The sequence below is a fragment of the Streptomyces sp. NBC_00582 genome (assembly GCF_036345155.1).
GTDB lineage: Bacteria > Actinomycetota > Actinomycetes > Streptomycetales > Streptomycetaceae > Streptomyces.
In genome coordinates this window covers 1564999-1586942 of record NZ_CP107772.1, presented here as the reverse complement: position 1 = coordinate 1586942, position 21944 = coordinate 1564999, and the positions used below count along the sequence as shown (strand labels likewise).

General features: G+C 72.7%; 28 protein-coding genes. 16 read left to right on the top strand and 12 right to left on the bottom strand.

From position 1 onward, the window contains the following. Nucleotides 1-94: 94 nt before the first annotated feature. Nucleotides 95-310, top strand: a complete 216-nt coding sequence (locus OG852_RS06530; protein WP_330351640.1) for a hypothetical protein — start codon at nucleotides 95-97, stop codon at nucleotides 308-310. On the opposite strand, the gene OG852_RS06525 is transcribed toward OG852_RS06530, so the two are convergent. After that, a complete protein-coding gene (locus OG852_RS06525) occupies nucleotides 311-973 on the bottom strand; it encodes a DUF4230 domain-containing protein (protein ID WP_133915575.1) in 663 nt (220 codons plus the stop codon). A 408-nt stretch (nucleotides 974-1381) separates the two neighbouring features. On the opposite strand from OG852_RS06525, the gene OG852_RS06520 reads away from it, so the two are divergent. Then, entirely contained in the window at nucleotides 1382-2335 is a 954-nt protein-coding gene (locus tag OG852_RS06520) for a ribose-phosphate diphosphokinase (protein ID WP_133915574.1), read from the top strand. Nucleotides 2336-2522: 187 nt separating this feature from the next. Here OG852_RS06520 and OG852_RS06515 read toward each other — a convergent pair whose 3' ends face one another. Then, nucleotides 2523-2903: an anti-sigma factor antagonist gene (locus OG852_RS06515; RefSeq protein ID WP_330347326.1), complete on the bottom strand. Its 381-nt coding sequence runs from the start codon at nucleotides 2901-2903 to the stop codon at nucleotides 2523-2525. A gap of 191 nt (nucleotides 2904-3094) precedes the next feature. Beyond that, on the bottom strand, nucleotides 3095-3562 hold the full coding sequence (locus tag OG852_RS06510) for a MarR family transcriptional regulator (protein ID WP_133915572.1): 468 nt from the start codon (nucleotides 3560-3562) through the stop codon (nucleotides 3095-3097). Nucleotides 3563-3666: 104 nt separating this feature from the next. Between OG852_RS06510 and OG852_RS06505 the strand changes: the two genes are divergently transcribed. Together OG852_RS06505 and OG852_RS06500 are read left to right on the top strand one after the other, a co-directional pair. After that, nucleotides 3667-5121 (top strand): aldehyde dehydrogenase family protein, encoded by a 1455-nt coding sequence (locus OG852_RS06505; protein WP_133915571.1) that lies wholly within the window; start codon nucleotides 3667-3669, stop codon nucleotides 5119-5121. 30 nt (nucleotides 5122-5151) lie between these two features. Next, a complete protein-coding gene (locus OG852_RS06500; RefSeq protein WP_330347325.1) occupies nucleotides 5152-6258 on the top strand; it encodes an NAD(P)-dependent alcohol dehydrogenase in 1107 nt (368 codons plus the stop codon). Nucleotides 6259-6278: 20 nt separating this feature from the next. On the opposite strand, the gene OG852_RS06495 is transcribed toward OG852_RS06500, so the two are convergent. Continuing rightward, a complete protein-coding gene (locus OG852_RS06495; protein ID WP_133915569.1) occupies nucleotides 6279-7229 on the bottom strand; it encodes an NADP-dependent oxidoreductase in 951 nt (316 codons plus the stop codon). Nucleotides 7230-7300: 71 nt separating this feature from the next. Here OG852_RS06495 and OG852_RS06490 point away from each other — a divergent pair, with 71 nt between their 5' ends. Together OG852_RS06490 and OG852_RS06485 are read left to right on the top strand one after the other, a co-directional pair. Beyond that, nucleotides 7301-8254, top strand: a complete 954-nt coding sequence (locus tag OG852_RS06490; RefSeq protein WP_330347324.1) for a GlxA family transcriptional regulator — start codon at nucleotides 7301-7303, stop codon at nucleotides 8252-8254. A gap of 64 nt (nucleotides 8255-8318) precedes the next feature. Continuing rightward, nucleotides 8319-9167: a hypothetical protein gene (locus OG852_RS06485; RefSeq protein ID WP_330347323.1), complete on the top strand. Its 849-nt coding sequence runs from the start codon at nucleotides 8319-8321 to the stop codon at nucleotides 9165-9167. A gap of 9 nt (nucleotides 9168-9176) precedes the next feature. Here the strand turns inward: OG852_RS06485 and OG852_RS06480 are convergent, their stop codons facing one another. Together OG852_RS06480 and OG852_RS06475 are read right to left on the bottom strand one after the other, a co-directional pair. Continuing rightward, nucleotides 9177-9740 (bottom strand): TetR/AcrR family transcriptional regulator, encoded by a 564-nt coding sequence (locus OG852_RS06480; RefSeq protein WP_133915566.1) that lies wholly within the window; start codon nucleotides 9738-9740, stop codon nucleotides 9177-9179. Next, nucleotides 9737-10099 (bottom strand): DUF1304 domain-containing protein, encoded by a 363-nt coding sequence (locus tag OG852_RS06475; protein WP_133915565.1) that lies wholly within the window; start codon nucleotides 10097-10099, stop codon nucleotides 9737-9739. Before OG852_RS06475 ends, OG852_RS06480 begins: the two co-directional genes overlap by 4 nt. A gap of 116 nt (nucleotides 10100-10215) precedes the next feature. Between OG852_RS06475 and OG852_RS06470 the strand changes: the two genes are divergently transcribed. After that, complete coding sequence (locus tag OG852_RS06470; protein ID WP_133915564.1) at nucleotides 10216-10683, top strand: pyridoxamine 5'-phosphate oxidase family protein; 468 nt, start codon at nucleotides 10216-10218, stop codon at nucleotides 10681-10683. A 65-nt stretch (nucleotides 10684-10748) separates the two neighbouring features. After that, entirely contained in the window at nucleotides 10749-11165 is a 417-nt protein-coding gene (locus tag OG852_RS06465) for a VOC family protein (RefSeq protein ID WP_133915563.1), read from the top strand. A 12-nt stretch (nucleotides 11166-11177) separates the two neighbouring features. On the opposite strand, the gene OG852_RS06460 is transcribed toward OG852_RS06465, so the two are convergent. Together OG852_RS06460 and OG852_RS06455 are read right to left on the bottom strand one after the other, a co-directional pair. Next, nucleotides 11178-11480: a DUF4235 domain-containing protein gene (locus OG852_RS06460; RefSeq protein WP_133915562.1), complete on the bottom strand. Its 303-nt coding sequence runs from the start codon at nucleotides 11478-11480 to the stop codon at nucleotides 11178-11180. A gap of 31 nt (nucleotides 11481-11511) precedes the next feature. Next, complete coding sequence (locus OG852_RS06455) at nucleotides 11512-12531, bottom strand: glutathione S-transferase family protein (RefSeq protein WP_133915561.1); 1020 nt, start codon at nucleotides 12529-12531, stop codon at nucleotides 11512-11514. A gap of 104 nt (nucleotides 12532-12635) precedes the next feature. On the opposite strand from OG852_RS06455, the gene OG852_RS06450 reads away from it, so the two are divergent. Then, the gene (locus OG852_RS06450) at nucleotides 12636-13625 is read left to right on the top strand and encodes a cation diffusion facilitator family transporter (RefSeq protein ID WP_133915560.1); all 990 of its coding nucleotides are present in this window, start codon (nucleotides 12636-12638) and stop codon (nucleotides 13623-13625) included. An 84-nt stretch (nucleotides 13626-13709) separates the two neighbouring features. Here the strand turns inward: OG852_RS06450 and OG852_RS06445 are convergent, their stop codons facing one another. Then, complete coding sequence (locus OG852_RS06445) at nucleotides 13710-14156, bottom strand: nitroreductase family deazaflavin-dependent oxidoreductase (RefSeq protein WP_133915559.1); 447 nt, start codon at nucleotides 14154-14156, stop codon at nucleotides 13710-13712. 161 nt (nucleotides 14157-14317) lie between these two features. Between OG852_RS06445 and OG852_RS06440 the strand changes: the two genes are divergently transcribed. Continuing rightward, nucleotides 14318-14767, top strand: coding sequence for a nuclear transport factor 2 family protein (locus OG852_RS06440; protein WP_133915558.1), 450 nt, complete (start codon nucleotides 14318-14320; stop codon nucleotides 14765-14767). A gap of 13 nt (nucleotides 14768-14780) precedes the next feature. On the opposite strand, the gene OG852_RS06435 is transcribed toward OG852_RS06440, so the two are convergent. After that, nucleotides 14781-15404, bottom strand: a complete 624-nt coding sequence (locus OG852_RS06435) for a LysE family transporter (RefSeq protein WP_133915557.1) — start codon at nucleotides 15402-15404, stop codon at nucleotides 14781-14783. A 300-nt stretch (nucleotides 15405-15704) separates the two neighbouring features. Between OG852_RS06435 and OG852_RS06430 the strand changes: the two genes are divergently transcribed. Together OG852_RS06430 and OG852_RS06425 are read left to right on the top strand one after the other, a co-directional pair. Then, on the top strand, nucleotides 15705-16922 hold the full coding sequence (locus OG852_RS06430; RefSeq protein WP_330347322.1) for a cytochrome P450: 1218 nt from the start codon (nucleotides 15705-15707) through the stop codon (nucleotides 16920-16922). Nucleotides 16923-16934: 12 nt separating this feature from the next. Next, a complete protein-coding gene (locus OG852_RS06425; protein ID WP_133915555.1) occupies nucleotides 16935-17159 on the top strand; it encodes a ferredoxin in 225 nt (74 codons plus the stop codon). Between the two features lie 27 nt (nucleotides 17160-17186). Here OG852_RS06425 and OG852_RS06420 read toward each other — a convergent pair whose 3' ends face one another. Continuing rightward, nucleotides 17187-18386, bottom strand: a complete 1200-nt coding sequence (locus OG852_RS06420; protein ID WP_330347321.1) for a serine hydrolase domain-containing protein — start codon at nucleotides 18384-18386, stop codon at nucleotides 17187-17189. 135 nt (nucleotides 18387-18521) lie between these two features. Here OG852_RS06420 and OG852_RS06415 point away from each other — a divergent pair, with 135 nt between their 5' ends. After that, nucleotides 18522-19148 (top strand): HAD family hydrolase, encoded by a 627-nt coding sequence (locus tag OG852_RS06415; protein ID WP_330347320.1) that lies wholly within the window; start codon nucleotides 18522-18524, stop codon nucleotides 19146-19148. Nucleotides 19149-19243: 95 nt separating this feature from the next. Here OG852_RS06415 and OG852_RS06410 read toward each other — a convergent pair whose 3' ends face one another. Then, nucleotides 19244-19789: a TetR/AcrR family transcriptional regulator gene (locus OG852_RS06410; RefSeq protein WP_330347319.1), complete on the bottom strand. Its 546-nt coding sequence runs from the start codon at nucleotides 19787-19789 to the stop codon at nucleotides 19244-19246. A 124-nt stretch (nucleotides 19790-19913) separates the two neighbouring features. On the opposite strand from OG852_RS06410, the gene OG852_RS06405 reads away from it, so the two are divergent. The 3 genes from OG852_RS06405 to OG852_RS06395 all read left to right on the top strand — a co-directional run bounded on the left by OG852_RS06405 (nucleotide 19914) and on the right by OG852_RS06395 (nucleotide 21934). Next, nucleotides 19914-20375, top strand: coding sequence for a nuclear transport factor 2 family protein (locus tag OG852_RS06405; RefSeq protein WP_133915551.1), 462 nt, complete (start codon nucleotides 19914-19916; stop codon nucleotides 20373-20375). Nucleotides 20376-20384: 9 nt separating this feature from the next. After that, the gene (locus OG852_RS06400) at nucleotides 20385-20891 is read left to right on the top strand and encodes a flavoprotein (RefSeq protein WP_133915550.1); all 507 of its coding nucleotides are present in this window, start codon (nucleotides 20385-20387) and stop codon (nucleotides 20889-20891) included. Nucleotides 20892-20965: 74 nt separating this feature from the next. Continuing rightward, nucleotides 20966-21934 carry an aldo/keto reductase gene (locus OG852_RS06395; RefSeq protein ID WP_330347318.1) on the top strand — a complete coding sequence of 323 codons (969 nt, stop codon included), beginning with the start codon at nucleotides 20966-20968 and terminating at the stop codon, nucleotides 21932-21934. Nucleotides 21935-21944 lie beyond the last annotated feature (10 nt).

Below are 21944 nucleotides of genomic sequence, written 5' to 3'. Positions count from 1 at the left end.
CGGATGAAGGCGTTGGTATGGGGAGGGTGCTCATGAACCAGCGGTCGGCCCTGCCCGCCGTGGGCGAACGCTCGCCTGGTGGGCCGCGCTCGCCGTGCTCTGGCTGCTCCTAGTCACCGCCGTCGATCCCCTCGAACTCGCCGTGGGCGCCGCCGCCTCGGCCGCCGCGGCGCTCACCGCCCGGGCGCCCCGCCGGGCGGCGCTGCTGCGCCGACTGCGGTCGGGCCACGTCGGCGACCACGTGGCCTGGCTGCTCGTCGGCACCGCCCTGCTGGGCGCGCTCACCCTGCCGGGTGTGCTGGGCGGCTGATCAGGTCCCGTAGGTGACCTTGACCTCCTTGAAGCCGAGGGAGTGCAGCAGGCCCTCCAGCATGTCGGTGGTGTTCGTCTCGGCCCGCGCGGTCAGCTCGCTGTCCTTCGCGGCCTCGCCGATGTGCTTCACGGCGAGCTTCTGCACGGCCTGCTCGCTGTTGGGGTTGTCGGAGAAGAGATCGCCGAGGCGGTCGAGGAGACCGCGCTGCTTGGAGACCGCGTAGGAGCGGTCCGGGTCGAGTGCCGGCGTGCCGAGCCGGGCGTGCGGCAGCCGGAGCGTGGCCGACGTACGGTCGCCGTCGACCGTCACGTCCTCGTCGCCGACCTTGCCGAGGTCGACATAGGCGTCCACGGTGCCCGCCCCCACGTACAGGGTGCGGGTGCCGCGGATGGCGTCCGGGAGGTACTTGGCGTCCTTCTCCAGGTCCACGACGACCTGGAAATTGCCGGAGGCGGCGTCGTAACGGCTCATGTCCTGGATGGACTTGAGCAGGGCGGGGCCCGAGCGGTCCTTGGTCTCGGTGCCGAAGAACTCGCGCAGACCGGGCAGCAGACTGAGCCGGATCCCGGCGAACATCACGACGAGTACGACCACGACCGCGATGAGCACCTTGGCCCAGCCGGGTATCCGCCCCGAAAGGCGCTTGACGGGAGTCGTCATGGCGACGGCCCTCCTTCCTGTCAGGACGGATGCCCGTCAAAGCCCCCACCAGACCGCCTTGTTGACGACCTGTGACAGAACGCGAGGTCCTGGGTCACGCTCCGCCCGGCCGCACCGGGCCCCACGCGTCCTGCTCGACGGTGGTCGGGGCCGGCACCCCGGGGGCCGCGGCCCCCGGCGGGGGCACGGCGAGGGCGGCCTCCGGGACCGGCTCACCCGCACGCAGCAGTGCCGTCTCGCAGGACCGGAGGCGAGGCCCCCGGCGGCCACCTGTGCGGCGGCACCTTCGTGGCGGGGCTCACGAGGTTCGAGGGGACTCTGAGGGTGGGCAAAACGGGCGTGGTCCGTAGCATGAGAGATCCCGTGAGAGATCCCGCCTCCCGTCGGACCTGGTCGAGGAGTCCTTTCGTGCGAGACATCTCCGTGTTCAGCGGCAGCGCCCACCCCGAGCTGGCCGCCGAGGTCTGTTCCCACCTCGGCGTGCCGCTGAGCCCGACCCGGCTCAGCAGGTTCGCCAACGACTGTCTGGAGGTCCAGCTCCAGGCCAACTGCCGGGAACGGGACGTCTTCCTGGTCCAGCCCCTGGTGAGGCCCGTGCAGGAGCACCTCGTGGAGCTGCTGCTGATGTGCGACGCGGCCCGGGGCGCCTCCGCCGGACGGATCACCGTCGTCATGCCGCACTACTCCTACGCCCGCTCCGACAAGAAGGACGCGCCCCGCATCTCCCTCGGCGGCCGGCTGGTCGCCGACCTGATGGCGGCGGCCGGCGTCCACCGGGTCCTCGCCATGACCCTGCACTCACCGCAGGTGCACGGCTTCTTCTCGATGCCCGTGGACCATCTGCACGCCCGCCGTGAGCTGGCCGCCCACTTCCGCCGCTACGACCTGACCTCCACCACCGTCGTCTCGCCGGACCTCGGCAACGCCAAGGAGGCCGCCGCCTTCGCCCGGATGATCGGCGCCCAGGTGGCGGCCGGTGCCAAGCAGCGCTACGCCGACGACCGGGTGAGCATCAACTCCGTGATCGGCGAGGTCACCGGGCGGGACGTCATCGTCCTGGACGACGAGATCGCCAAGGGCAGTACCGTCCTCGAGCTTCTGGACCGTCTGAGGGAGTTGGCGCCCCGCTCGATACGGGTCGCGTGCACGCACGGTCTGTTCGCGGCCGGGGCCCTCAAACGGCTCAGCGAGCAGCCCGACGTCCTGGAGATCGTCTGCACCAACACCGTGCCGGTGCCCACCGAGGAGCACACCGACAAGCTGCGGATCCTCTCCATCGCCCCGGCCCTCGCCGAGGCCGTGCGCCGCATCCACAACGGTGAGTCCGTCAGCGCCCTGTTCGACGCGGCCCGCAGCGAATAGACAGAAAGGAGTGGACACACGCAGGTCGTCACGCCGGCCGCATCGCGCGGCACCCTGCGGGTCGACGGCGAGGTGGAGCGGGGTCAGGCGGTGATCGCACCGCCATCCGTGAGGGCGGGCGGACGGTCGGGGCCGGACAGGTGACGAGGATCGTCCTGTAGCGCCGCTTCCCGGGGAGGCGGCGCGGTCATAAGGTGCCGGAGGCGGCCTCGGGCCGGCTCAGGGCCGCGTCCAGGGTGGTCTCGGGCGGCAGCAGCCGGTGCAGTCCGGTGGCCCTGAGGACACGCAGGGCCAGCGGGTGGGTGCAGACCAGGCGGAGGTCGCCGTCCTGGTCGAGCACCCGGCTGCGGGCCCGGTACAGCAGACGCAGTCCGGAGCAGTCGAAGAAGTCGATCGGCGACAGGTCGACGACGACGCGTGGCGCGGGCCCGGCGGTCGCCTCGTCGAGCCAGGGGCCGATCTCCGTCGCCGCGACGATGTCGATCTCGCCGCGGAACTCCAGCACCGTGTACCCCCGCTCCTGCCGGACGCGCAGATGCGGGGTGTCCGCGGCGGGTTCCTGCTGCACGACGACATCGCCTCCAACCCGCTCCACCGGTCGGGAGCCTCCAACGGCGGGGGCGCGCGCAGCAGTTCCCCGCTCCAGCAAGGTACCCCCGATGGAGTGAATTTCAGCATGTTCGATTGACATATGTCTTCGAAACTCGGGCGTGTCTCGACCGAGTTTTTTCGCGCCGTGAGCGAAGGGGTGCGAGAAGCTTACGAGAGGGCGTGCCACGCCTTGGACAGGGCCGTGCGGAACTGTTCCCTCTGGTGCGCCGTGAGGTCCCGCACCATCCGCTCCTCCAGCTCCCGCACCCGGCAGGCGTACTGCTCCAGCAGCTCGCGCCCCGCCTCGGTGAGCAGGATCAGCAGCTCGCGCCGGTTGCGGGGATTGCGCTCGCGGCGGATCAGTCCGCGGTTCTCCAGGGAGCGCACCAGATCGGCGATGGACTGCGCGGTCACGAAGGAGTCCCGGGCCAGCTGGGCGGCCGACAGTCCGTCGTGCCGCTCCAGGACCGTCAGCGCCGTGTACTGCAGCGCGGTGATTCCGGACGGCTTCACGAGTTCGTCCAGATGGGATCGCGCGACGAGCTCCACCTGCTTCACCATGTAGAGCAGGGACGGAGGTTCCCTGTGGGGTGGGCGTGCGGGTGTCGCCGCCTGGTCTCTCTGGGTGCCGGCCATGAGTCCGAGCGTAGACCATTGACAGGAAACCTGTCTGTAAAGAGACTGCGCATCAACAGGAATCCTGTTTGTTGAAATCTTGGCGACGATGCTGAGGAGTGGCGATGACCACCTTCGAGATCGACCCCGGTCGACTGTTCATCGGGGGACAGTGGCGCGAGGCCGCGGACGGAGCGCGGACCGAGGTGGTCGACCCGTCCCGGGGCGTGGTCCTCACCACCGTCGCGGAGGCGGGCGCCGCCGACGTCGACGCCGCGGTACGGGCCGCCCGTGAGGCCTTCGACTCGGGCGGCTGGTCCGGGCTCAGCGGCCGGGAGCGCGGCCGGATCCTGCTGCGCGTGGCCCAGCTCATCCGCGAGGAGGCCGACGAGATCGCCCGGCTGGAGAGCCTGGACGTCGGCAAGCCGATCACGCTGGCCCACGCCGTCGACGTCACCAACGCGGCCAACGACTACGAGTACTACGCCACCCTCGCCTTCTCCCTGGAGGGCGGCAACCGCGACACCCCGATGAACGCGCTCGCCTACACCACGCGCGGACCGATCGGCGTCGTCGCCGCCATCACCCCCTTCAACTTCCCGCTGATCCTGGCCGGTTCGAAGCTCGCCCCGGCCCTGGCCGCCGGCAACACGGTCGTCCACAAGCCCGCCGACGAGACCCCGCTCAGCGCCCTGTACATGGCGGGCCTGCTCCAGCGGGCCGGGGTGCCCGACGGCGTCGTCAACGTCGTCACCGGCTCCGGCCCGGTCGCCGGAGAGGCGCTGCTGCGCCACCCGGGCGTCGACAAGATCGCCTTCACCGGCTCCACCACGATCGGCCGGCACGCCGCGGCCGTCGCCGGCGAGAACCTCAAGCAGGTCACCATGGAGCTCGGCGGCAACGCCGCGCACCTCGTCTTCGAGGACGCCGACCTGGAGCAGGCCGTCGGCGCGGTCATCAAGGGCTTCGTCTTCAACACCGGCCAGTTCTGCATGGGCGGCCCCCGGCTGCTGGTGGCCCGCCCGGTCTACAGCACCCTGCTGAACATCCTCGCCGAGGCCGTCCCCGGCGTACCCGTCGGTGACCCGCGCGCGGCGGAGACCGTCGTCGGACCCATGGCGGGGGAGAAGCACCTGCGCAAGGTCGAGGAGTACGTCGACCTCGCCCGCAAGGAGGGCGCCCGTATCGTCTGCGGCGGTGAGCGCCTCGACCTCGACGGCGGCTACTACTACAAACCCACCGTCATCGCCGACCTGCCGAACGACTCCCGGGTGATCCAGGAGGAGATCTTCGGCCCCGTCCTCACCGTCCAGCCCTTCGACGACGAGGACGAGGCGATCGCCCTCGCCAACTCCACGCCGTACGGGCTCGCCTCCGGCGTGCAGACCGGCAACCTCGCCCGCGCCCACCGCGTCGCCGACCGCCTCCAGGCCGGGATCGTCTGGGTCAACGACTGGGCCATGCTCGACCCGGCCGTCCCCTTCGGCGGCGTCAAGGACTCCGGCTTCGGCCGCGAGTACGGCCCCGAGGCGCTCGCCTCGTACACCAAGGTCAAGTCCGTCGTCGTCTCGCTCGGCTGAACGCGCCGTACAGCAAAGGGAGTTCCATCGATGTCCATCACCACGCGCGCGGCCGTCGTCGAGTCCGCCGGAGCGCCGTTCACCCTCTCCGAGGTCGTCCTGGACGAGCCCCGCCCGGACGAGGCGGTCGTCCGGCTCGTGGCGGCCGGCCTGTGTCACACCGACCTCGGTGTCGCGGGCGGCGGACTGCCCTTCCCGCTGCCCGGAGTCCTCGGCCATGAGGGCGCCGGGGTCGTCGAGGCGGTCGGGTCGGCCGTCACCGGCGTCGCCCCCGGCGACCACGTCGTCCTCTCCTTCACCTCCTGCGGCGCATGCCGCAACTGCCACGGCGGTCACCCCGCCTACTGCGCGACCTGGCTGCCGCTGAACCTCCTCGGCGGCCGTCGCGCCGACGGCACCGGCACCATCAGCCGCGACGGCGAGCCGCTCGGCGGCCACTTCTTCGGCCAGTCCTCCTTCGCCGAGCGGGCCCTGGTCGACGAGCGCAGCCTCGTCAAGGTCGACCCCGACGTACCGCTGGAGTCGATCGCCCCGCTCGGCTGCGGCGTGCAGACGGGCGTCGGCGCGGTCTGGAACGTGCTGAAGCCCACCGCGGGCGACGCGATCGTCGTCCTCGGTGCCGGAGCGGTCGGCCTGTCCGCCGTCATGGCCGCCGCCCTCGGCCCCGCCACCACGATCATCGCCGTCGACCGCGTCGCCGAACGCCTGGCGCTCGCCAAGGAACTGGGCGCCACCCACACCGTCGACGCCGGGCAGGCCACGCTCGGCGAGGCCATCGCCGAGATCACCGGCGGCCGGGGCGCCGACGGCATCGTGGAGACCACGGGCAGCACGGCCGTGCTGCGCCAGGGCGTCGACGCGCTCGCCGCCCGCGGCACCCTGGTCGTCGTGGGCGCCCCGCCGTTCGGCAGCGAAGTCGCCCTGGACGTCAACGGGTTGCTCGGCGGCAAGCGGGTCGTCGGCCTCACCCTCGGCGACAGCGAGACGCAGACCTTCATCCCCGCCCTGGTGGACCTGGTCAAGACGGGGCGGCTCCCGCTGGACCGCCTGATCGGCACCTACGCCTTCGAGGACATCGGCCAGGCGGTCCAGGACATGACCTCGGGCAAGACCATCAAGCCGGTGCTGACCTTCTGACACCCGCCGGTGACGGTCCGTCAGTCGACCGTCAGGACCAGCTTCCCGGTGGTCCGGCCGGTGTCGCCGAGCCTGTGGGCCTCGGCGGCATCGGCCAGCGGGAACGTCCCCGCGATCGTCGCGCGCAGCTTCCCCGCCTCCACCAGCTCGGCGATCGTCCGCATCCCGGCACGGTCTGCGTCCACGAGCATCCGCACCGCGCGCACCCCGAGCCGCCCGGCCTCCTCGTCGAACTCCCGCGACCCCGTCGGCAGGATCGACACCACGACCCCGCCGGGCCGCAGCACGCGCAGCGAGCGCGTAGCGTTGTCCCCGCCCAGCGTGTCCAGGACGACGTCGACCTCCTTCACGGCCTCCGTGAAGTCGGTCTCCCGGTAGTCGATCACCTCGTCGACGCCAAGACCGCGCAGGAAGGCGTGCTTGCCCGCGCTGGCCGTCCCGATCACATACGCCCCGCGGGCCTTGGCGATCTGCACCGCCACATGCCCCACGCCTCCGGCGGCCGCGTGGATCAACACCCGCTGCCCGGACTCGAGTCCGGCGTGCTCGACCAGCGCCTGCCAGGCGGTCAGTGAGACCAGCGGCAGCGCGCCCGCCTGGACGTGGTCGACACCGGCGGGCTTGTGCCACAGGGCCCGGACCGGGGCGACGACGTACTCGGCGTGCGAGCCGTGGCCGTAGGGGTAGGGCAGCATCCCGAAGACCTCGTCGCCCGGTGTGAAGGCGGCGACGCCGATGCCGACGGCCTCGACGGTGCCGGAGACGTCCCAGCCCAGGACGAAGGGCGGCTCGCCCAGGAACCCGCCCGTGGCGCGGTGCTTCCAGTCGGTCGGGTTGACGCCTGCGGCGCGCACCCGCACCAGTACCTCGTTCGCCCGCGGCGCGGGCCGCTCCACTTCCTTCTCCTTCAGGACCTCGGGTCCGCCGAGGACGTCCTGGCCGATGACACGCATGGTGTTGACAGTGCTCATGGTGAACCAGCGTGCCCGGCCCGGCACGGCCGGGAAATGGCATGAAGGTCAATATCCGATAGGATCGTGCCATGCCCGCAGCAGCCCCCCACCGTGTCGTCGTCCTCGCCCTCGACGGCGTCTACCCCTTCGAGCTCGGCATCCCGAGCCGGATCCTCGGCGCCGCCGACGGCCGCTACGAGGTGCTGACCTGCACGGTCGACGGCCGCCCGGTACGCACGAACGCCGACTTCACGGTGGGCGTCGAGCACGGCCCCGAAGTGCTGGAGACGGCCGACACGGTCGTCGTCGCGTCCGTGGCGCCCGAGCGGCTCACGGAGGAACTGCCGTCGGCGGTCGCCGGGGCTCTCGCCCGGATCCGTCCCGACACCCGGATCGTCTCGATCTGCACGGCGGCCTTCGTCCTCGCCGCCGCGGGCCTCCTCGACGGCCGCCGGGCCACCACCCACTGGAACTGCGCGGACCGCTTCCGTCGTGAGTACCCGCAGGTGGAGCTGGATCCGGACGTCCTCTTCGTGGACGACGGCCGGGTGCTGACCTCGGCCGGCGCCGCCGCCGGCGTCGACATCTGTCTGCACCTCGTCCGCAAGGACCACGGCAGCGAGCTCGCCAACAAGGTGGCCCGCCGCTGTGTGGTGCCGCCGTTCCGCGACGGCGGCCAGGCGCAGTACATCGAGCAGCCGGTTCCCGAGGCCGGCCCGGCGAGCACGGCGGCCACCCGGGCCTGGGCCCTGGAGCGCCTGGACGAGCCCCTCACCCTCGCCGACCTCGCCACGCACGCCCGGATGAGCCTGCGCACCTTCGCCCGCCGCTTCCACGACGAGGTGGGCCTCAGCCCCGGCCGCTGGCTGATCCAGCAGCGGGTGGTGCACGCCCGGCATCTGCTGGAGGCCAGCGACCTCTCCGTCGACCAGATCGCCGGCCGGGTCGGCTTCGCCACCGGCGCCTCGCTGCGCCAGCATCTGCACGCGGCGATCGGGGTCTCGCCGCAGGCCTACCGCAGAACGTTCCAGACGGCCCGCTGAACGGTTCGGGCCGCCCCGGCGTCGTAGGGAGGAACACGGATCGGCCAAAGGGACGGGGACGGACATGCGCAGGGCACCGGTGGTGGTGACGGTGACACTGATGGCCGCCGTGGGCTGCGGGGCGGGGGAGCGGGCGGACGTGGTCGTCGAGGGGACGCCGCCGACGCCGTACGCCGGACCGCTGGACATCGCCACGAGGGCCCTCGACGAGGACACGGCGCAGGCCCTGCTCGCCGCGTCGGGTGCCGCGGGGCGGGCCCTGGAGTGCGACGGCGAGATCTCCTGGGGCGGCGGGCCCGACGGCTGGGGGAAGGGCGACGGCGGCGACAGCCCCGAGGACGGGCTGCGGCTCTACTTCGAGATGTTCGAGCCGGTGGGGCCGCGCTCCGGATTCCGTGCGGAGCGCGAGGAGTCCGACCGGGTCCTGTACTCGTACGACGTCGACGGCCGGACGAAGGTGGCGGTCGTCGTCGCCAGGAACCAGAAGGACCGGCCGGGCTGGGGCCCGGAGACGTACGCCTCCTGTGATCCCGCCGAACTCCCCGCGAGCGTCACCGACTCCGGCGACGAGGAGATCTGGACCGGCCCCGACGGCAGGCGGGTCCCGACGACGACCCTCGTCAGCTACGCGGGCGCCGGGCACTGCGACTGGCAGAGCGCGCACTTCCTCGGGACGGGCCGGGGCGAGGACCACCGGCAGTACGTCCGGGACCCCGACGGCGTGATCGCGGAGGAGCTGCTGACCGCGCCGTACGACGGTGACGTCTCCCTGCCGGCCGACGCCCGTGACACCGGATACCGCTACCACGACTGGCACCTGTGGCTGACCGAGGACCGTGGGACGGCCTACGTCCGTACCTCCGACGGCGTCGAGGCCTGGCCGCTGGCCAAGGAGACGGTGGCCTGTCTGTGACCGTCTCGGTCAGCGGCTCGCGTGCAGGGCGACCAGCAACTGCCAGACCTGGTCGGCGATCTCGGCGGGGGTGCCGCCGAGATCGCCGTGCAGCCAGTCGGCCAGGACACCCGCGAACGTCGCGGCGACGGCGGAGGCCACCAGCGGGGCGTCCGCCGCACCGGCCCGCTCCCGCTCCCGCAGGCTGTAGGCTCGCAGGTCCCGGTGCAGCACCCGGCCGAGCGGCCCGCCGCCGCCCGGCGCGAGCAGGGTCCGGTACAGGGGGGCGTGCGGGGTGAGCGAGGCGAAGAACTCCGCGAGCGCGGCGGGCGCCCGCACCGGATCGGGCCGCCCCTGCCAGGCGTGCAACGCCTCCACGGCCTCGCGCACCACATCGGCGCAGGCGTCGACGGCGAGGGCCTCCAGGTCGGGATAGTGCACATAGAAGGTGGCCCGGCCGACACCGGCCCGCCGCACCAGCGCGGCCACCCCGACCTCCTCCAGGGGCCGCTCCGCGCACTCCGCGAGCAGTGCGGCCCGCAGCCGCGCCCGCGTGCGGGCGGCCCGCGGGTCCTCGGCCTCCGCCCGGATCACTGCGCGATCAGGACGGCGGCCAGGGCGAGCGCACCGGGCAGTGCCTGGGCGACCAGGATCCGCCGGTTGGCGGTGACCGCGCCGTACACGCCCGCGACGATCACACAGGACAGGAAGAACACCTGCGCCGCGAACCCCGTGGGATCCGAGGCGACGAGCCCCCAGACCAGCCCCGCCGCCAGGAACCCGTTGTACAGCCCCTGGTTGGCGGCCATCGGGGCGGTCCGCCGCGCCAGCTCCGCGTCGAACCCGTGGAAGCCCATGCCAGGCTTCTTCTGCCACAGGAACATCTCCATCACCAGGATGTAGAGATGCAACGCCGCCACCAGCGCGACGACAACGTTCGCCAGGATCTCCATGGTCTCCCTCAACTTCTTGGACAGGTGTCCACTATAGCGGGACATCTGTCCAGGAAGTCCAGTCGGGGTACCAGGTCCCGGAGTGCGCGGGGGCCGGCCCCGGCCACACTGGAGACATGACCCGAGCACCGGCACGCACCGCGCTGCAGCGCAAGCACGACACGCTCCACCGGCTGGAACAGGACGTCGACGTCTGGGTCGCCACCGCCGCCGAGGACGGCGCGGCTCCCTACCTCGCCCCGCTCTCCTACGTCTGGGACGGAGCCGTCCTCCTCGTCGCCACCCCGGTCACCGCCCCCACCGGCCGCGCCCTCCTCGACACCCGCGTCGCACGTCTCGCCGTCGGCCCCGCCGACGACGTGGTCATGATCGAGGGAACGGCCGCCCCCGTGCCGCCCGCCGAACTCCCCGAGGAGGACGCCGAGATCTTCGCGGGCAAGACCGGCTTCGACCCCCGCGAACTGCCCGTCCCCCACCTGTACTTCCTCATCCGCCCGCGACGGATCCGGTCCTGGCGGACCCGTGAGGAGGAGACCGGGGGGTGCGAGGTGATGCGCGACGGTGAGTGGCTGGTGACCGGCTGAAACGGGGGTATCCGCAAGGTCCGGGGCGGGACCCGACCCACCCCCGACCTCGTGGAGGAGAAGACATGGCCGAAGACAGGGCAGAAGGCAGGGCACTGGTGAAAGCGGGCGTCGTCGTGCTCGACTGCGCCGAGCCCGAGCTGCTCGCCGAGTTCTACAAGGGGTTCCTGGACGCCGAGCTGACCGACGCGTCCGCCAACCGCGTCGAGATCAGGAGTGCCGACGGAACCCGGCTGGCCTTCCGCCGTGACGCCAACGCCACCCCGCCGAGCTGGCCCCGCCCCGAGAACTCCCTCCAGGTGCACCTCGACTTCCTCGTCGACGACCTCGACGCGGCCGAACGCAGGATCGTCGGCCTCGGCGGCCGCCCCCTGGACACCAAGGGGGCGGCCGGCCCGCACGAGGAACGCGGCTACGCCGACCCGGCGGGCCACTCCTTCACCCTCCGCAACACCCTCTCCACGGCCCCGAAACAGGGCTGACCACCGGCCCCCTCACTGCCGGCCCTCGTGGTCCTTCGTCGGCCACGACCCGGTCGACCGCTCGATCGCCTTCGCGCCCGTGCGGTCGGCCGCGCTGCGGACCACGGCGAAGATCGCGCCCTGGAGCGCCGCCGCCAGCAGGATCTCGGTCCAGCCGCGATCACGGTCCAGGGCGTCGGGTGCGTCGTCCTCGTGCCGGATCGCCTTCCACGCCTTGCGGAAGGCGATCCCGGCCAGCGCGCCGCTCGACCAGCCGAGGACGAAGCCGACGGGCTGGTACACCAGAGGGAGCTTCCTTTTCTTGTTGCGTGCCACGAGGTCCTCCTCCTTGAGTCGCTTCGAGTGTTCAGGGCCGTCCCCGGGGCGGGACCTCCTCGTCCGCGCGGACGGGCCCCGGCGCCGTGCCGTCCCCGAAGGGACGACCGCCGAGCCGCTCCCGCCCGTGCGGGGTGAGCCAGCCCGCCAGGTCCGGACCGACGGGAACGATCCTCGTCGGATTGATCCCGGAGTGCACCTGGTAGTAGTGCCGTTTGATGTGGTCGAAGTCGACGGTGTCACCGAATCCCGGCGTCTGGTAGAGATCACGGACGTACGCCCACAGCACCTGGTCCTCCGTCAGCTTCCAGCGGTTGCACTTGAAGTGACCGTGGTAGACGGCGTCGAAACGGACCAGCGTCGTGAACAGCCGCACATCGGCCTCGGTGATCGTGTCGCCGACGAGATAGCGCTGCCCGGCCAGCCGTGAGCTCAGCAGCTCCAGCCGCCGGAAGACGGCCGTACAGGCCTCCTCGTACTCCTCCTGCCCGTGGGCGAAGCCCGCCCGGTAGACCCCGTTGTTCACGTCCTCGTACACCTCGGCCATCACCGTGTCGATCTCCTCGCGCCACTTCTCGGGATAGAGATCGGGCGCCCCAGGCCGGTGCAGCGCCCGCCACTCGGTGGCCAGGTCGAGGGTGATGCGCTGGTAGTCGTTCGTCACCAGCCGGCCGCTGGGCACGTCCACGATCGCCGGCACGCTGACCCCGCCCGGAAAACCGGTCTCCCGCCGGTCGTAGGCCTCGCTGAGATACCGGATGCCGAGCACCGGGTCGCGGTCGTCCGGGTCCAGGGTGAAGCGCCAGCTGCGGTCGTCCTGAAGGGGATCGGCCACCGCCATCGACAGCGCGTCCTCCAGACCGAGCAGCCGCCGGGAGATCACCGCCCGGCTCGCCCACGGGCAGGCACGGCTGACCACCAGACGGTAGCGCCCGGCCGCCACCGGCCATCCGTCCCGGCCGTCCGCGGTGATCCGGTCCGAGAAGTGACTCCGGGACCGCTGGAACCGCCGGTGCCCGTACGCGCTGTTGCCCCCGCCCCCGCCGTTCATGGAACCTCCCGAACACGATGTGAACCCCGCGGGACCCTCACGGTCCGCGTCCTTCTGTCGACCGCGTTCCCCGTTTTCCGCCGACGGCACGGTGTGATCCCGGGATGCCGGGGCAGTCGGCTCGCGTGAGTGGGACATCGCCGAACACCCATGCCGACCGCAGGACACGCCTCACCGTGCTGGTGGCGCTCGCCGCCAACCTCGTCATCGCCGCCGCCAAGACGGCCGGCGGTCTGCTCGCGGGCTCTCCCGCGCTGCTGTCGGAGGCCGCGCACTCCGTCGCCGACAGCCTCAACGAGGTGTTCCTCCTCGCCGCACTGCGCCGAAGCCGCCGCCCGGCCGACCGGCGCCACCCCTTCGGCTACGGCAAGGAACGCTTCTTCTGGTCGCTCCTCGCCGCCGTGGGGATCTTCGTCATGGGCGGCTGCTTCTCCTTCTTCCAGGGCGTCGAGGCCCTCAGGAGCGGCGCGGAGGAGAAGACCAGCGGCTATGTGGCCGGCCTGATCGTCCTCGGCGTCGCCTTCCTCGCCGAGGGCGCCTCCCTGCTGCGCGCCCTGCACCAGGTGCGCCGCCAGGGCGGCACCTCCCGGCTGCGCGACCCGGCCCTGCGCACCGTCGTGGCCGAGGACGGCACCGCCGTACTGGGCGTCACGCTCGCCGCCGTCGGCATGGTCCTGCACATGGTCACCGGGAACGTCGTGTGGGAGGCGTCCGCCTCGCTCGCGATCGGCGCGCTCCTCGTGTACGTCGCCTACCGCCTCGGACGGGAGGCCCGCGACCAGCTCATCGGTGAGGCCGCCGACCCCGAGACCGACGCCCGGATCCGGGCCCTGCTGGCCGCCCAGCCGGAGATCGACAGCGTGGAGGCGCTGTTCACCATGAAGACCGGCCTCGACACGGCCCTCGTCGCCGCCCGTGTGGACCTGATGCCCGGCCTGGACAGCGAGCGGGTCGAGGAGGTCGCCGACCGGATCAAGCGCTCCCTCGCCGACACCGTCCCCGAGGCGGACGAGATCTTCCTCGACGTCACCGACCGCCCCGCGCCCGAGGCACGCAAGAGCCCCGCCGCGACGGGGGAGCGCGGCGGGGCCTGACCCTCGCGTGCCCGGTGCGGGCCGCTTCATGCGCGCCGACGGCGGATTTCTCCACGCATCCGCCGCCGGGACCGGCCGGCCGGGTCAGCCGGCGGTCGGCTCGGCCACGAACACCGGGATCTCCCGGTCGGTCTTCTTCTGGTAGTCGGCGTACGGCGGGTAGGCCGCGACGGCACGCTCCCACCACTGCTCCTTCTCCGCCCCGGTGATCTCACGCACCGTCATGTCCTGCCGTGAGGGTCCGTCCTGGAGCTCCACCGCCGGGTCGGCCTTGAGGTTGTGGTACCAGACCGGGTGGGTGGGCGCCCCGCCCTGGGAGGCGACGAGCGCGTACCGTCCGTCGTGCTCCACCCGCATCAGCGGCGTCTTGCGCAGCTTGCCGCTCCGGGCGCCCCGGGTGGTCAGCAGGATGACGGGCATTCCCGTGTCCCTCAGCGTCGTGCCCTCGGTGCCGCCGGAGCTCTCGTACAACTCCACCTGCTCGCGCACCCACTGGGCCGGGCTGGGCTCGTACTCGCCGTCGAGAGGCATGGTGTCCGTCCCCTTCATCGCATCCGTCACCGGGTCGGTCCGACCGGCTGTCCCTACAACACCGGCGCCCCCGTGATTCATCCGCACCGGTCCACCCCCCGAGTGCCCCTTTACCTCGCGGGTCATCGCGCCGCCCGCACCACACCGGCACACTCGGGCCCATGACCGAGCCGACCGACACCCCCGGCAGCGCCACCGCCACCCGCGCCGTCGTCCGGGAACTGCTGCGCCGTATCGCCGAGGGCGACCCCGAACGGATCGCCGCGCTGTACGCCGACGGCGTCGACTGGCGGCTGTCCTGGCCCGAGGCCGAGCACGGCCGCGCCGAGACGCCCTGGATCCGGCACCGCGGCACCCGGGAGGACGCCGCCGACCACTACCGGACGCTCGCCGCCCACCACACGCCCGGGGAGGCGGACACCCGCGTCGAGCGCGTCCTCGTCGACGGTGCCGACGCCGTGGTGCTGGGCGAGATCCGCCAGACGGCCGCCCCCACCGGGCGCCCCTACCGGGCCGGCTTCGCCCTCCACCTCACGGTCACCGACGGCCTCGTCACCCGCCACCACGTCTACGAGGACAGCCTCGCCGTCGCCCGGGCCTTCGCCCCCTGAGCGCCCCTCGGCTCTACATCACCATCCCCAGGGCCAGCGCCGTCATCACCCCGCTCGACACCAGCGCGGTCGCCAGTCGTCCGCGGTGGCCGGTCAGTGTCCGGCCCAGCAGGGCGCCGCCGCCGGCCAGCAGGAGTTGCCAGCTCGCGGACGCGGCGAAGGCCGCCAGGACGAACACGCCCTGTTCCAGGGGGCGTGCGGAGGACGTGGTGTCGCTGCCCAGCACCAGCGCGGCGAAGTAGACGACGGTGGTGGGGTTGAGCAGCGTGATGCCGAGCAGGCCGAGGTAGGCCCGGGCTGCGTTCGGCGGGGTGGGCACGGAGCGCGTGGCGAGCCGGTGGGACCGGTACTGCCGTACGGCGGTCAGCGCGCCGCGCACCGCGAGCACCAGCAGCACCAGGGCCGAGGCCCAGCGCAGCGGCACCAGCACGGGCCGCAGCGCGGCGGCGAGCGCGGACCCGCCGACGGTGGCGAGGAGGGCGTAGAGCCCGTCGGCGGTGGCGACGCCGAGCGCGGCGCACGCCCCGGTGCGCAGAGAGGTCCGGGCGGTGAGGGAGACGAGGTAGGTCGCGACGGCCCCGACGGGCACGGCGATGCCGTAACCCGCGATCAGGCCCGCGACGAGCGCGGCCGTCACGGACGCGCGGGATCGGGCCTCCGGGGACGGCCGGGCTGCTGCTGGAGCCGCGCCGGAAGGACGGCGTCGGACATCGGCGGCAGGAGAACGGCGAAAGGAGACATGGCCGGATCCTGCGGCCCACGGCCCCTCGCCGGCAAGCGGTTTTCCCGTCCGGAGGCCGACGCCGCCCGCACGGAGCGGTCGGTTCCGGCCATCTCGTCCCTTTCGCCGATCTGGCCGAACTCCCTGTCGTCCTATAGATGCCCGGGGCATCTAATGGCGAGCGGTACGCCGCACCCTTCGTCTGCGAGGTCTCTCATGACGGAACTGTCGGAACTCCCCCCACTGTCGAAGCCCGTCGCCTTCCCCCAGGACCGGACCTGCCCCTTCCACCCGCCCACGGCCTACGACCCCCTGCGCGCCGACCGCCCGCTGTCCCGCGTCACCCTCTACGACGGCCGCACCGCCTGGGTCGTCACCGGCCACGCCGCGGCCCGCGCCCTCCTTGCGGACCCCCGGCTGTCCACCGACCGCACCCGCCCCGGCTACCCGGCCACCTCCCCGCGTCTCACGGCGCTCCTCGACCGCCGGGCAGCCCTGCTCAACGTCGACGACCCCGAACACCACGCCCAGCGCCGGATGCTGGTGGCGAACTTCACCCTGAAACGCGCCACCGCGCTCCGGCCGGCCATTCAGCGGATCGTCGACGAGCGGATCGACGCGATGCTGGCCCAGGGCCCGCCGGCCGAGCTGGTCTCGGCCTTCGCGCTGCCGGTGCCGTCGACGGTGATCTGCGAGCTGCTCGGCGTGCCGTACACGGACCACGAGTTCTTCGAGGAGCAGTCCCGGCGCATGCTGCGCAGCAGGGTGCCCGCTCAGGTGGTGGAGGCCCGCGAGCGGCTCGACGCCTACCTCGGCGCGCTGATCGACCGCAAGCTGGACGGCCCGCCCGGCGACGGCGTCCTCGACGCCCTCGTCCACGAGCGACTGCGCGACGGCACGGTGGACCGCGAGGGCGCGATCGCCCTGGCCGTCATCCTGCTGGTCGCCGGCCACGAGACGACCGCCAACATGATCTCCCTCGGCACGTACACCCTGCTCCGGCACCCCGACCGGCTGGCCGAACTGCGCGCCGACCCCACGCTGCTGCCGGCGGCCGTCGAGGAGCTGATGCGGATGCTGTCCATCGCGGACGGGCTGCTGCGGCTGGCCACCGAGGACATCGAGATCGCCGGCACGACCATCCGGGCCGGGGACGGGGTGGTCTTCTCGACCTCGGTCATCAACCGCGACGAGCACACCTTCCCCGCACCCGACACCCTGGACTGGCACCGCGCCGCCCGCCACCATGTGGCGTTCGGCTTCGGCATCCACCAGTGCCTCGGCCAGAACCTCGCCCGCGCCGAGCTGGAGATCGCCCTCGGCACCCTCCTCGCGCGCCTGCCCGGCCTGCGGCTCGCCATCCCGGCCGACGAGGTCCGCTGGAAGCCCGGCGACACCATCCAGGGGATGCTCGACCTCCCCGTGACCTGGTGAGAGGCGCCCGCCATGCACAGGGAGACCCCTCCCCGCACCCGTATCCGCATCGACACGGACGTCTGCATCGGCGCCGGCCAGTGCGCCCTGGCCGCCCCGGGTGTCTTCACCCAGGACGACGACGGCTACAGCACCCTGCTGCCCGGCCGGGAGGACGGCGGCGGGGACCCGATGGTCCGCGAGGCCGCGCGGGCCTGCCCGGTCGGCGCGATCAGGGTGCCGGAACCGGAGGCGTGAGCCGAGGACCCCGGCCGGCCCCTCGACTCAGCGCCCGCCCTTCAGCAGCGCGCAGACGAAGTCCTCCTCGAGGGCCCGCATCCGCCCCAGCACGGCGGGCGTCTGCTCCTTGTTGATCTGGCTGGTCACCGAGAACGTCAGCGAGCGGCGGCCGTCCGGGGTCGCGGCCATGAGCTGGGTGTACCCGGGGAAGTTGCCGGTGTGCCCGAGCACCACACCGCAGCGCGTCCGATACCGGAAGATGCCGAGGCCGGTGGAGTTGCGCCCCGGCCCGGCCGGCTCGGACGCCCCGGACCGCCACCGCCGTTGCTCCCGCACGACCGCCTTGCCGTACAGCGCGCCCCCGGCGTAGCCGCGGACGAACCGGGTCAGGTCGGCGGGGGTGGAGACGATCCCGCCGGACGCCCAGGCGCCGGAGGCGCTCAGCACCTCGCTGACGTCCACGGGCGGCCCGGGCGGGGAGACGTCGTACCCGTGGAGATGGGGCACGGGCAGCCGGTAGCCCTGCGGCAGGCTGGTGTCGCGCAGGCCCAGCGGCCGGTACACCAGCGTGCGCAGCAGCTTCTCGTACGGCGTACCGGTGACCGCCTCCGCCATCAGCGCGACGGCGATGTTGTCGGAGTTGGAGTAGTGGTACCGGCTCCCGGGCCGGAAGCGCAGCGGCCGGTCGGCCACGTAGTCGAGCAGATGGTGCGGGTCGAAGCGACGGTGCGGGTCGGCCCGCACCTGGGCCCGGAACACCGGGGACTCCGTGTAGTCCGGCAGTCCGCTGGTGTGGTCGAGGAGCTGACGGAGCGTCACCTTGCCCCAGGCGGAGGGGAGTCGGGGCAGCCGCTTGCGCAGGGTGTCGTTCAGTCGGAGGCGGTGGCGGTCGACCAGGCTCAGCGCCACCGCCCCGCTGAACGCCTTGGCCGTGCTCGCGATCCGCATGTGGTCGGAGGTCCGGGGCCGCCGTCCGGTGTCGAGGTCGGCGACCCCGGCCCGTACGACCCGGGTCCTGCCGTCCCGGCGCAGCACGGCGATGGCGCCGGGCGGTCCGCCGGGACCGTCGACGAACGCTTCCAGCCGTCGCTGCAGCGCACGGTCGTCGGGCGTCCCCGTGGCGGCGCCGACGGGGACGGCCGCGGCGGCCGGGGCCAGCGCCCCCAGGCACACCACGAGGACGGACAGGGCCCGTGCCCGCCGCGGGAGCGGGGGAGGAAGGACGGGGGACGAACGCAGGGGCATGGGGGCTCCCGGAGTGTGAACGGCCAGGAAGGCAAGCTTTCGTGCGCCCCCGGCGGATCGCCGCCCGGGTTGCTGCACACGGCCCAATGGGCCAGGGTCGACGGGGGAACCGGATCACCCCGCGGAGGCGCCGACATGCCCGTGCTCTTCTTCGACATCGGAGCGACCCTCGCCGACGCAGAGGTGGACGCCGACGGCTCCCTGACCCTGCGGCCCCGCCCGCGGGTACCGGCCGTGCTCGACGCCTTCCGCGAGGTGCGCAAGGGGATCCTGTCCGACCCCGGCCCGGGCGAGGACGCCGCCGCACGCGCCGCGGCCGCCCTGCACTCCGCGTTCCCGGGCCGCTTCACGGACGCCGCGCTCGTCCTGTGGGGCGCCAAGGACAGCCCCGACATCTTCCGGCGGGCGGTCGCCGCCACCGCCCGGGACGGCGGTCCGGCGCTACCGGCCGACGCCTGTGTCTTCGTCGGTGAGAACCCCCGGGAGCGCGCCTTCGCCGCGCAGGTGGGCCTGCGCACCGCCGTCGACCCCGTCTTCACCCTCGCCGCGGTGGAGGGGCGGCCGGTGTTCCGGGCCCGCGTCGAACTCCCGGCCGGGCAGGGGCCGGCCGACCTGGACGAGGTCGCCGCCACGACCGAGGCCGTACCGCTGCCCGGCGACGGCACCCCGCTCGTGCCGGCGCTGCTGAGCGAGCTCGGCGCCGGCGTCCTCGACCGCGCCGGGTTCGGGGTGGACCTGCGCGATCCCCTGCCCCTCGCCTGACGCTCACCCCAGCGCTGAGCGAGCTCGGCGCCGGCGTCCTCGACCGCGCCGGGTTCGGGGTGGACCTGCGCGATCCCCTGCCCCTCGCCTGACGCTCACCCCAGCAGCGACCGGGCCGCCTCCCGCGCCTCCGCCGCCGGTGCCGTCCCCCCGGTGATCCCGGCCGTCACCATCGCGCCCTCGGCCAGCAGGAACAGCGGCCCGGTCAGGGCGCCGGGCAGCCCGGCGCCCTCGACCAGCGCGCCGAGGTACTCCCGGAACGCCCGCTTGTGCGCCCGAACCCGGTCCGCCACCCGCTCCGAGGTCGCGCCCAGCTCGCCGTAGGCGTTGATCCAGGCACAGCCCCGGAAGTCCGGCTCACCGAACCACTCCTCCAGCCAGTCGAACACCGCCAGGATCCGCTCCCGGGGATCCTCCCGCCGCTCGACGAACTCCGCGAGCCGCCCCCGCCAGCGCGCGTCCCGCCGCTCCAGGTAGGCCTCCACCAGCAGCTCCTTCGCGGGGAACAGCTGGTACATCCGCTTGAGCGACACCCCTGAGGCGGCCCTGACCTCGTCCATCCCCACGGACTGCACACCCCGCCCGTAGAACAGCGTCTCGGCGGCGTCGAGCGCCTGTTCGCGGGCTGTCGCCCCGTCCATCGCCACCACCCTGTGCCCCTGACTCTCCCTGCGCTCTCCTTGACGCGGAGAACGTCCGTTCTCTACGGTGGGCAGCATACCGGAGAACGCACGTTCTCCATCGTTGAGCACCCAGGGAGCCCCCATGTCGGAACCGCGCCCGCCCTTCCCGCCCTTCACCCGGGAGACCGCCGCGCAGAAGGTCCAGGCCGCCGAGGACGCCTGGAACACCCGCGATCCGCACCGTGTCGCGCTCGCCTACTCCGAGGACTCCGTCTGGCGCAACCGCGACACCTTCCTCACCGGCCGCGCCGCCATCGTCGACTTCCTCACCGCCAAGTGGGCGCGCGAGCACGAGTACGCCCTGCGCAAGGACCTGTGGGCGTTCGACGGGAACCGCATCGCCGTCCGCTTCCAGTACGAGTCACGGGACGCCGACGGCCGGTGGTGGCGCTCGTACGGCAACGAACTGTGGGAGTTCGACGAGCGCGGTCTGATGACCCGCCGCGAGGCCAGCATCAACGACGTGCCGATCGAGGAGAAGGAGCGCCGTCTGAACGGCCCGCGCCCCGCGGCCGAACGGGGGCTGTCCTTTCCGCTCGCATAGGGTTCCCGGGTGACCGAACAGGACGAGAAGCCGCCCTTCCTCTACGTCGTCGTCTGCGCCGCCGGCATCGCCTCGGGCGTCGGCACACTGATCACCGCCGCCCAGGAACGCCGGTGGCGCGTCGGGGTCGTCGCGACCCCGCACGCCATGAACGGCTTCTTCGACACCGCCGCCGTGGAGACACAGACCGGCCACCCGATCCGCTCCGCCTGGCGGCGCCCCGGCGACCCGCGTCCCTTCCCGGACCCGGACGCGGTCGTCGTCGCCCCAGCCACCTTCAACACCATCAACAAATGGGCGGCGGGCATCGCCGACACCCTCGCCCTCGGCACCCTGTGCGAGGTGACCGGCCAGGGCGTCCCGGTCGGCGTCCTGCCGTGCGTCTCCGACGGGCTCGCCGCCCACCCCGCCTACCGGGACAGCCTCATACGCCTGGGCGGTTCGGGCGTGCGGTTCGGGCATCCGTACCGGGGCGGGGACTTCGGCTGGCCACGGGCGCTGGACCTGCTGGGGTGAGCCGACCAGGGAGCGGCGCGGCTCGACGTACGCTCCTTTCCGTGTCCTCCACACCGACGTCAGGAGCAGCGACGATGCAGTACGTGAAGCTCGGTTCGACGGGCCTGGACGTGTCGCGGATCTGTCTGGGCTGCATGACCTACGGCGTCCCCGACCGGGGCGCGCACGAGTGGACCCTCGACGAGGATGCCTCGCGTCCGCTGATCCGGCAGGCACTGGACGCCGGCATCACCTTCTTCGACACCGCGAACGTCTACTCCGACGGCACCAGCGAGGAGATCGTCGGCCGGGCGCTGCGCGACTTCGCCCGCCGCGACGAGATCGTCCTCGCCACGAAGGTGCACGGCAGGATGCGCCCGGGCCCCAACGGCGGCGGCCTCTCCCGCAAGGCGATCCTCGCCGAACTCGACCACAGCCTGGCCCGCCTCGGCACCGACTACGTCGACCTCTACCAGATCCACCGCTACGACCCGCACACCCCGGTCGAGGAGACGATGCAGGCGCTGCACGACGTCGTCAGGGCGGGCAAGGTCCGCTACATCGGGGCGAGTTCGATGTACGCCTGGCAGTTCTCCAAGATGCAGTACACCGCCGAACGCCACGGCTGGACGACGTTCGTCTCCATGCAGAACCACTACAACCTCCTCTACCGCGAGGAGGAGCGCGAGATGCTGCCGCTCTGCGCCGACCAGGGCGTGGGCGTCCTGCCCTGGAGCCCCCTGGCCCGCGGCCGCCTCACCCGCGACTGGGGAACCCGCACCGACCGCAGCGCCACCGACACCTTCGGCAGCACCCTCTACCTCGAGGGCGACCACACCATCGTCGACGCGGTCTCCCGCATCGCCGCCACCCGCGACGTCCCCCGAGCCCAGGTGGCCCTGTCCTGGCTCCTCCACCAGAGCCCGGTGACGGCCCCGATCGTCGGCGCCTCGAAGCCGCGGCACCTCGAGGACGCGGTGGCAGCGGTGGAACTCCGGCTGACCGAAAAGGAGCTGGAGGAGCTGGAACAGCCCTACGCGCCCCATCCCGTCGCCGGTCACTGAGGCCGGCTGA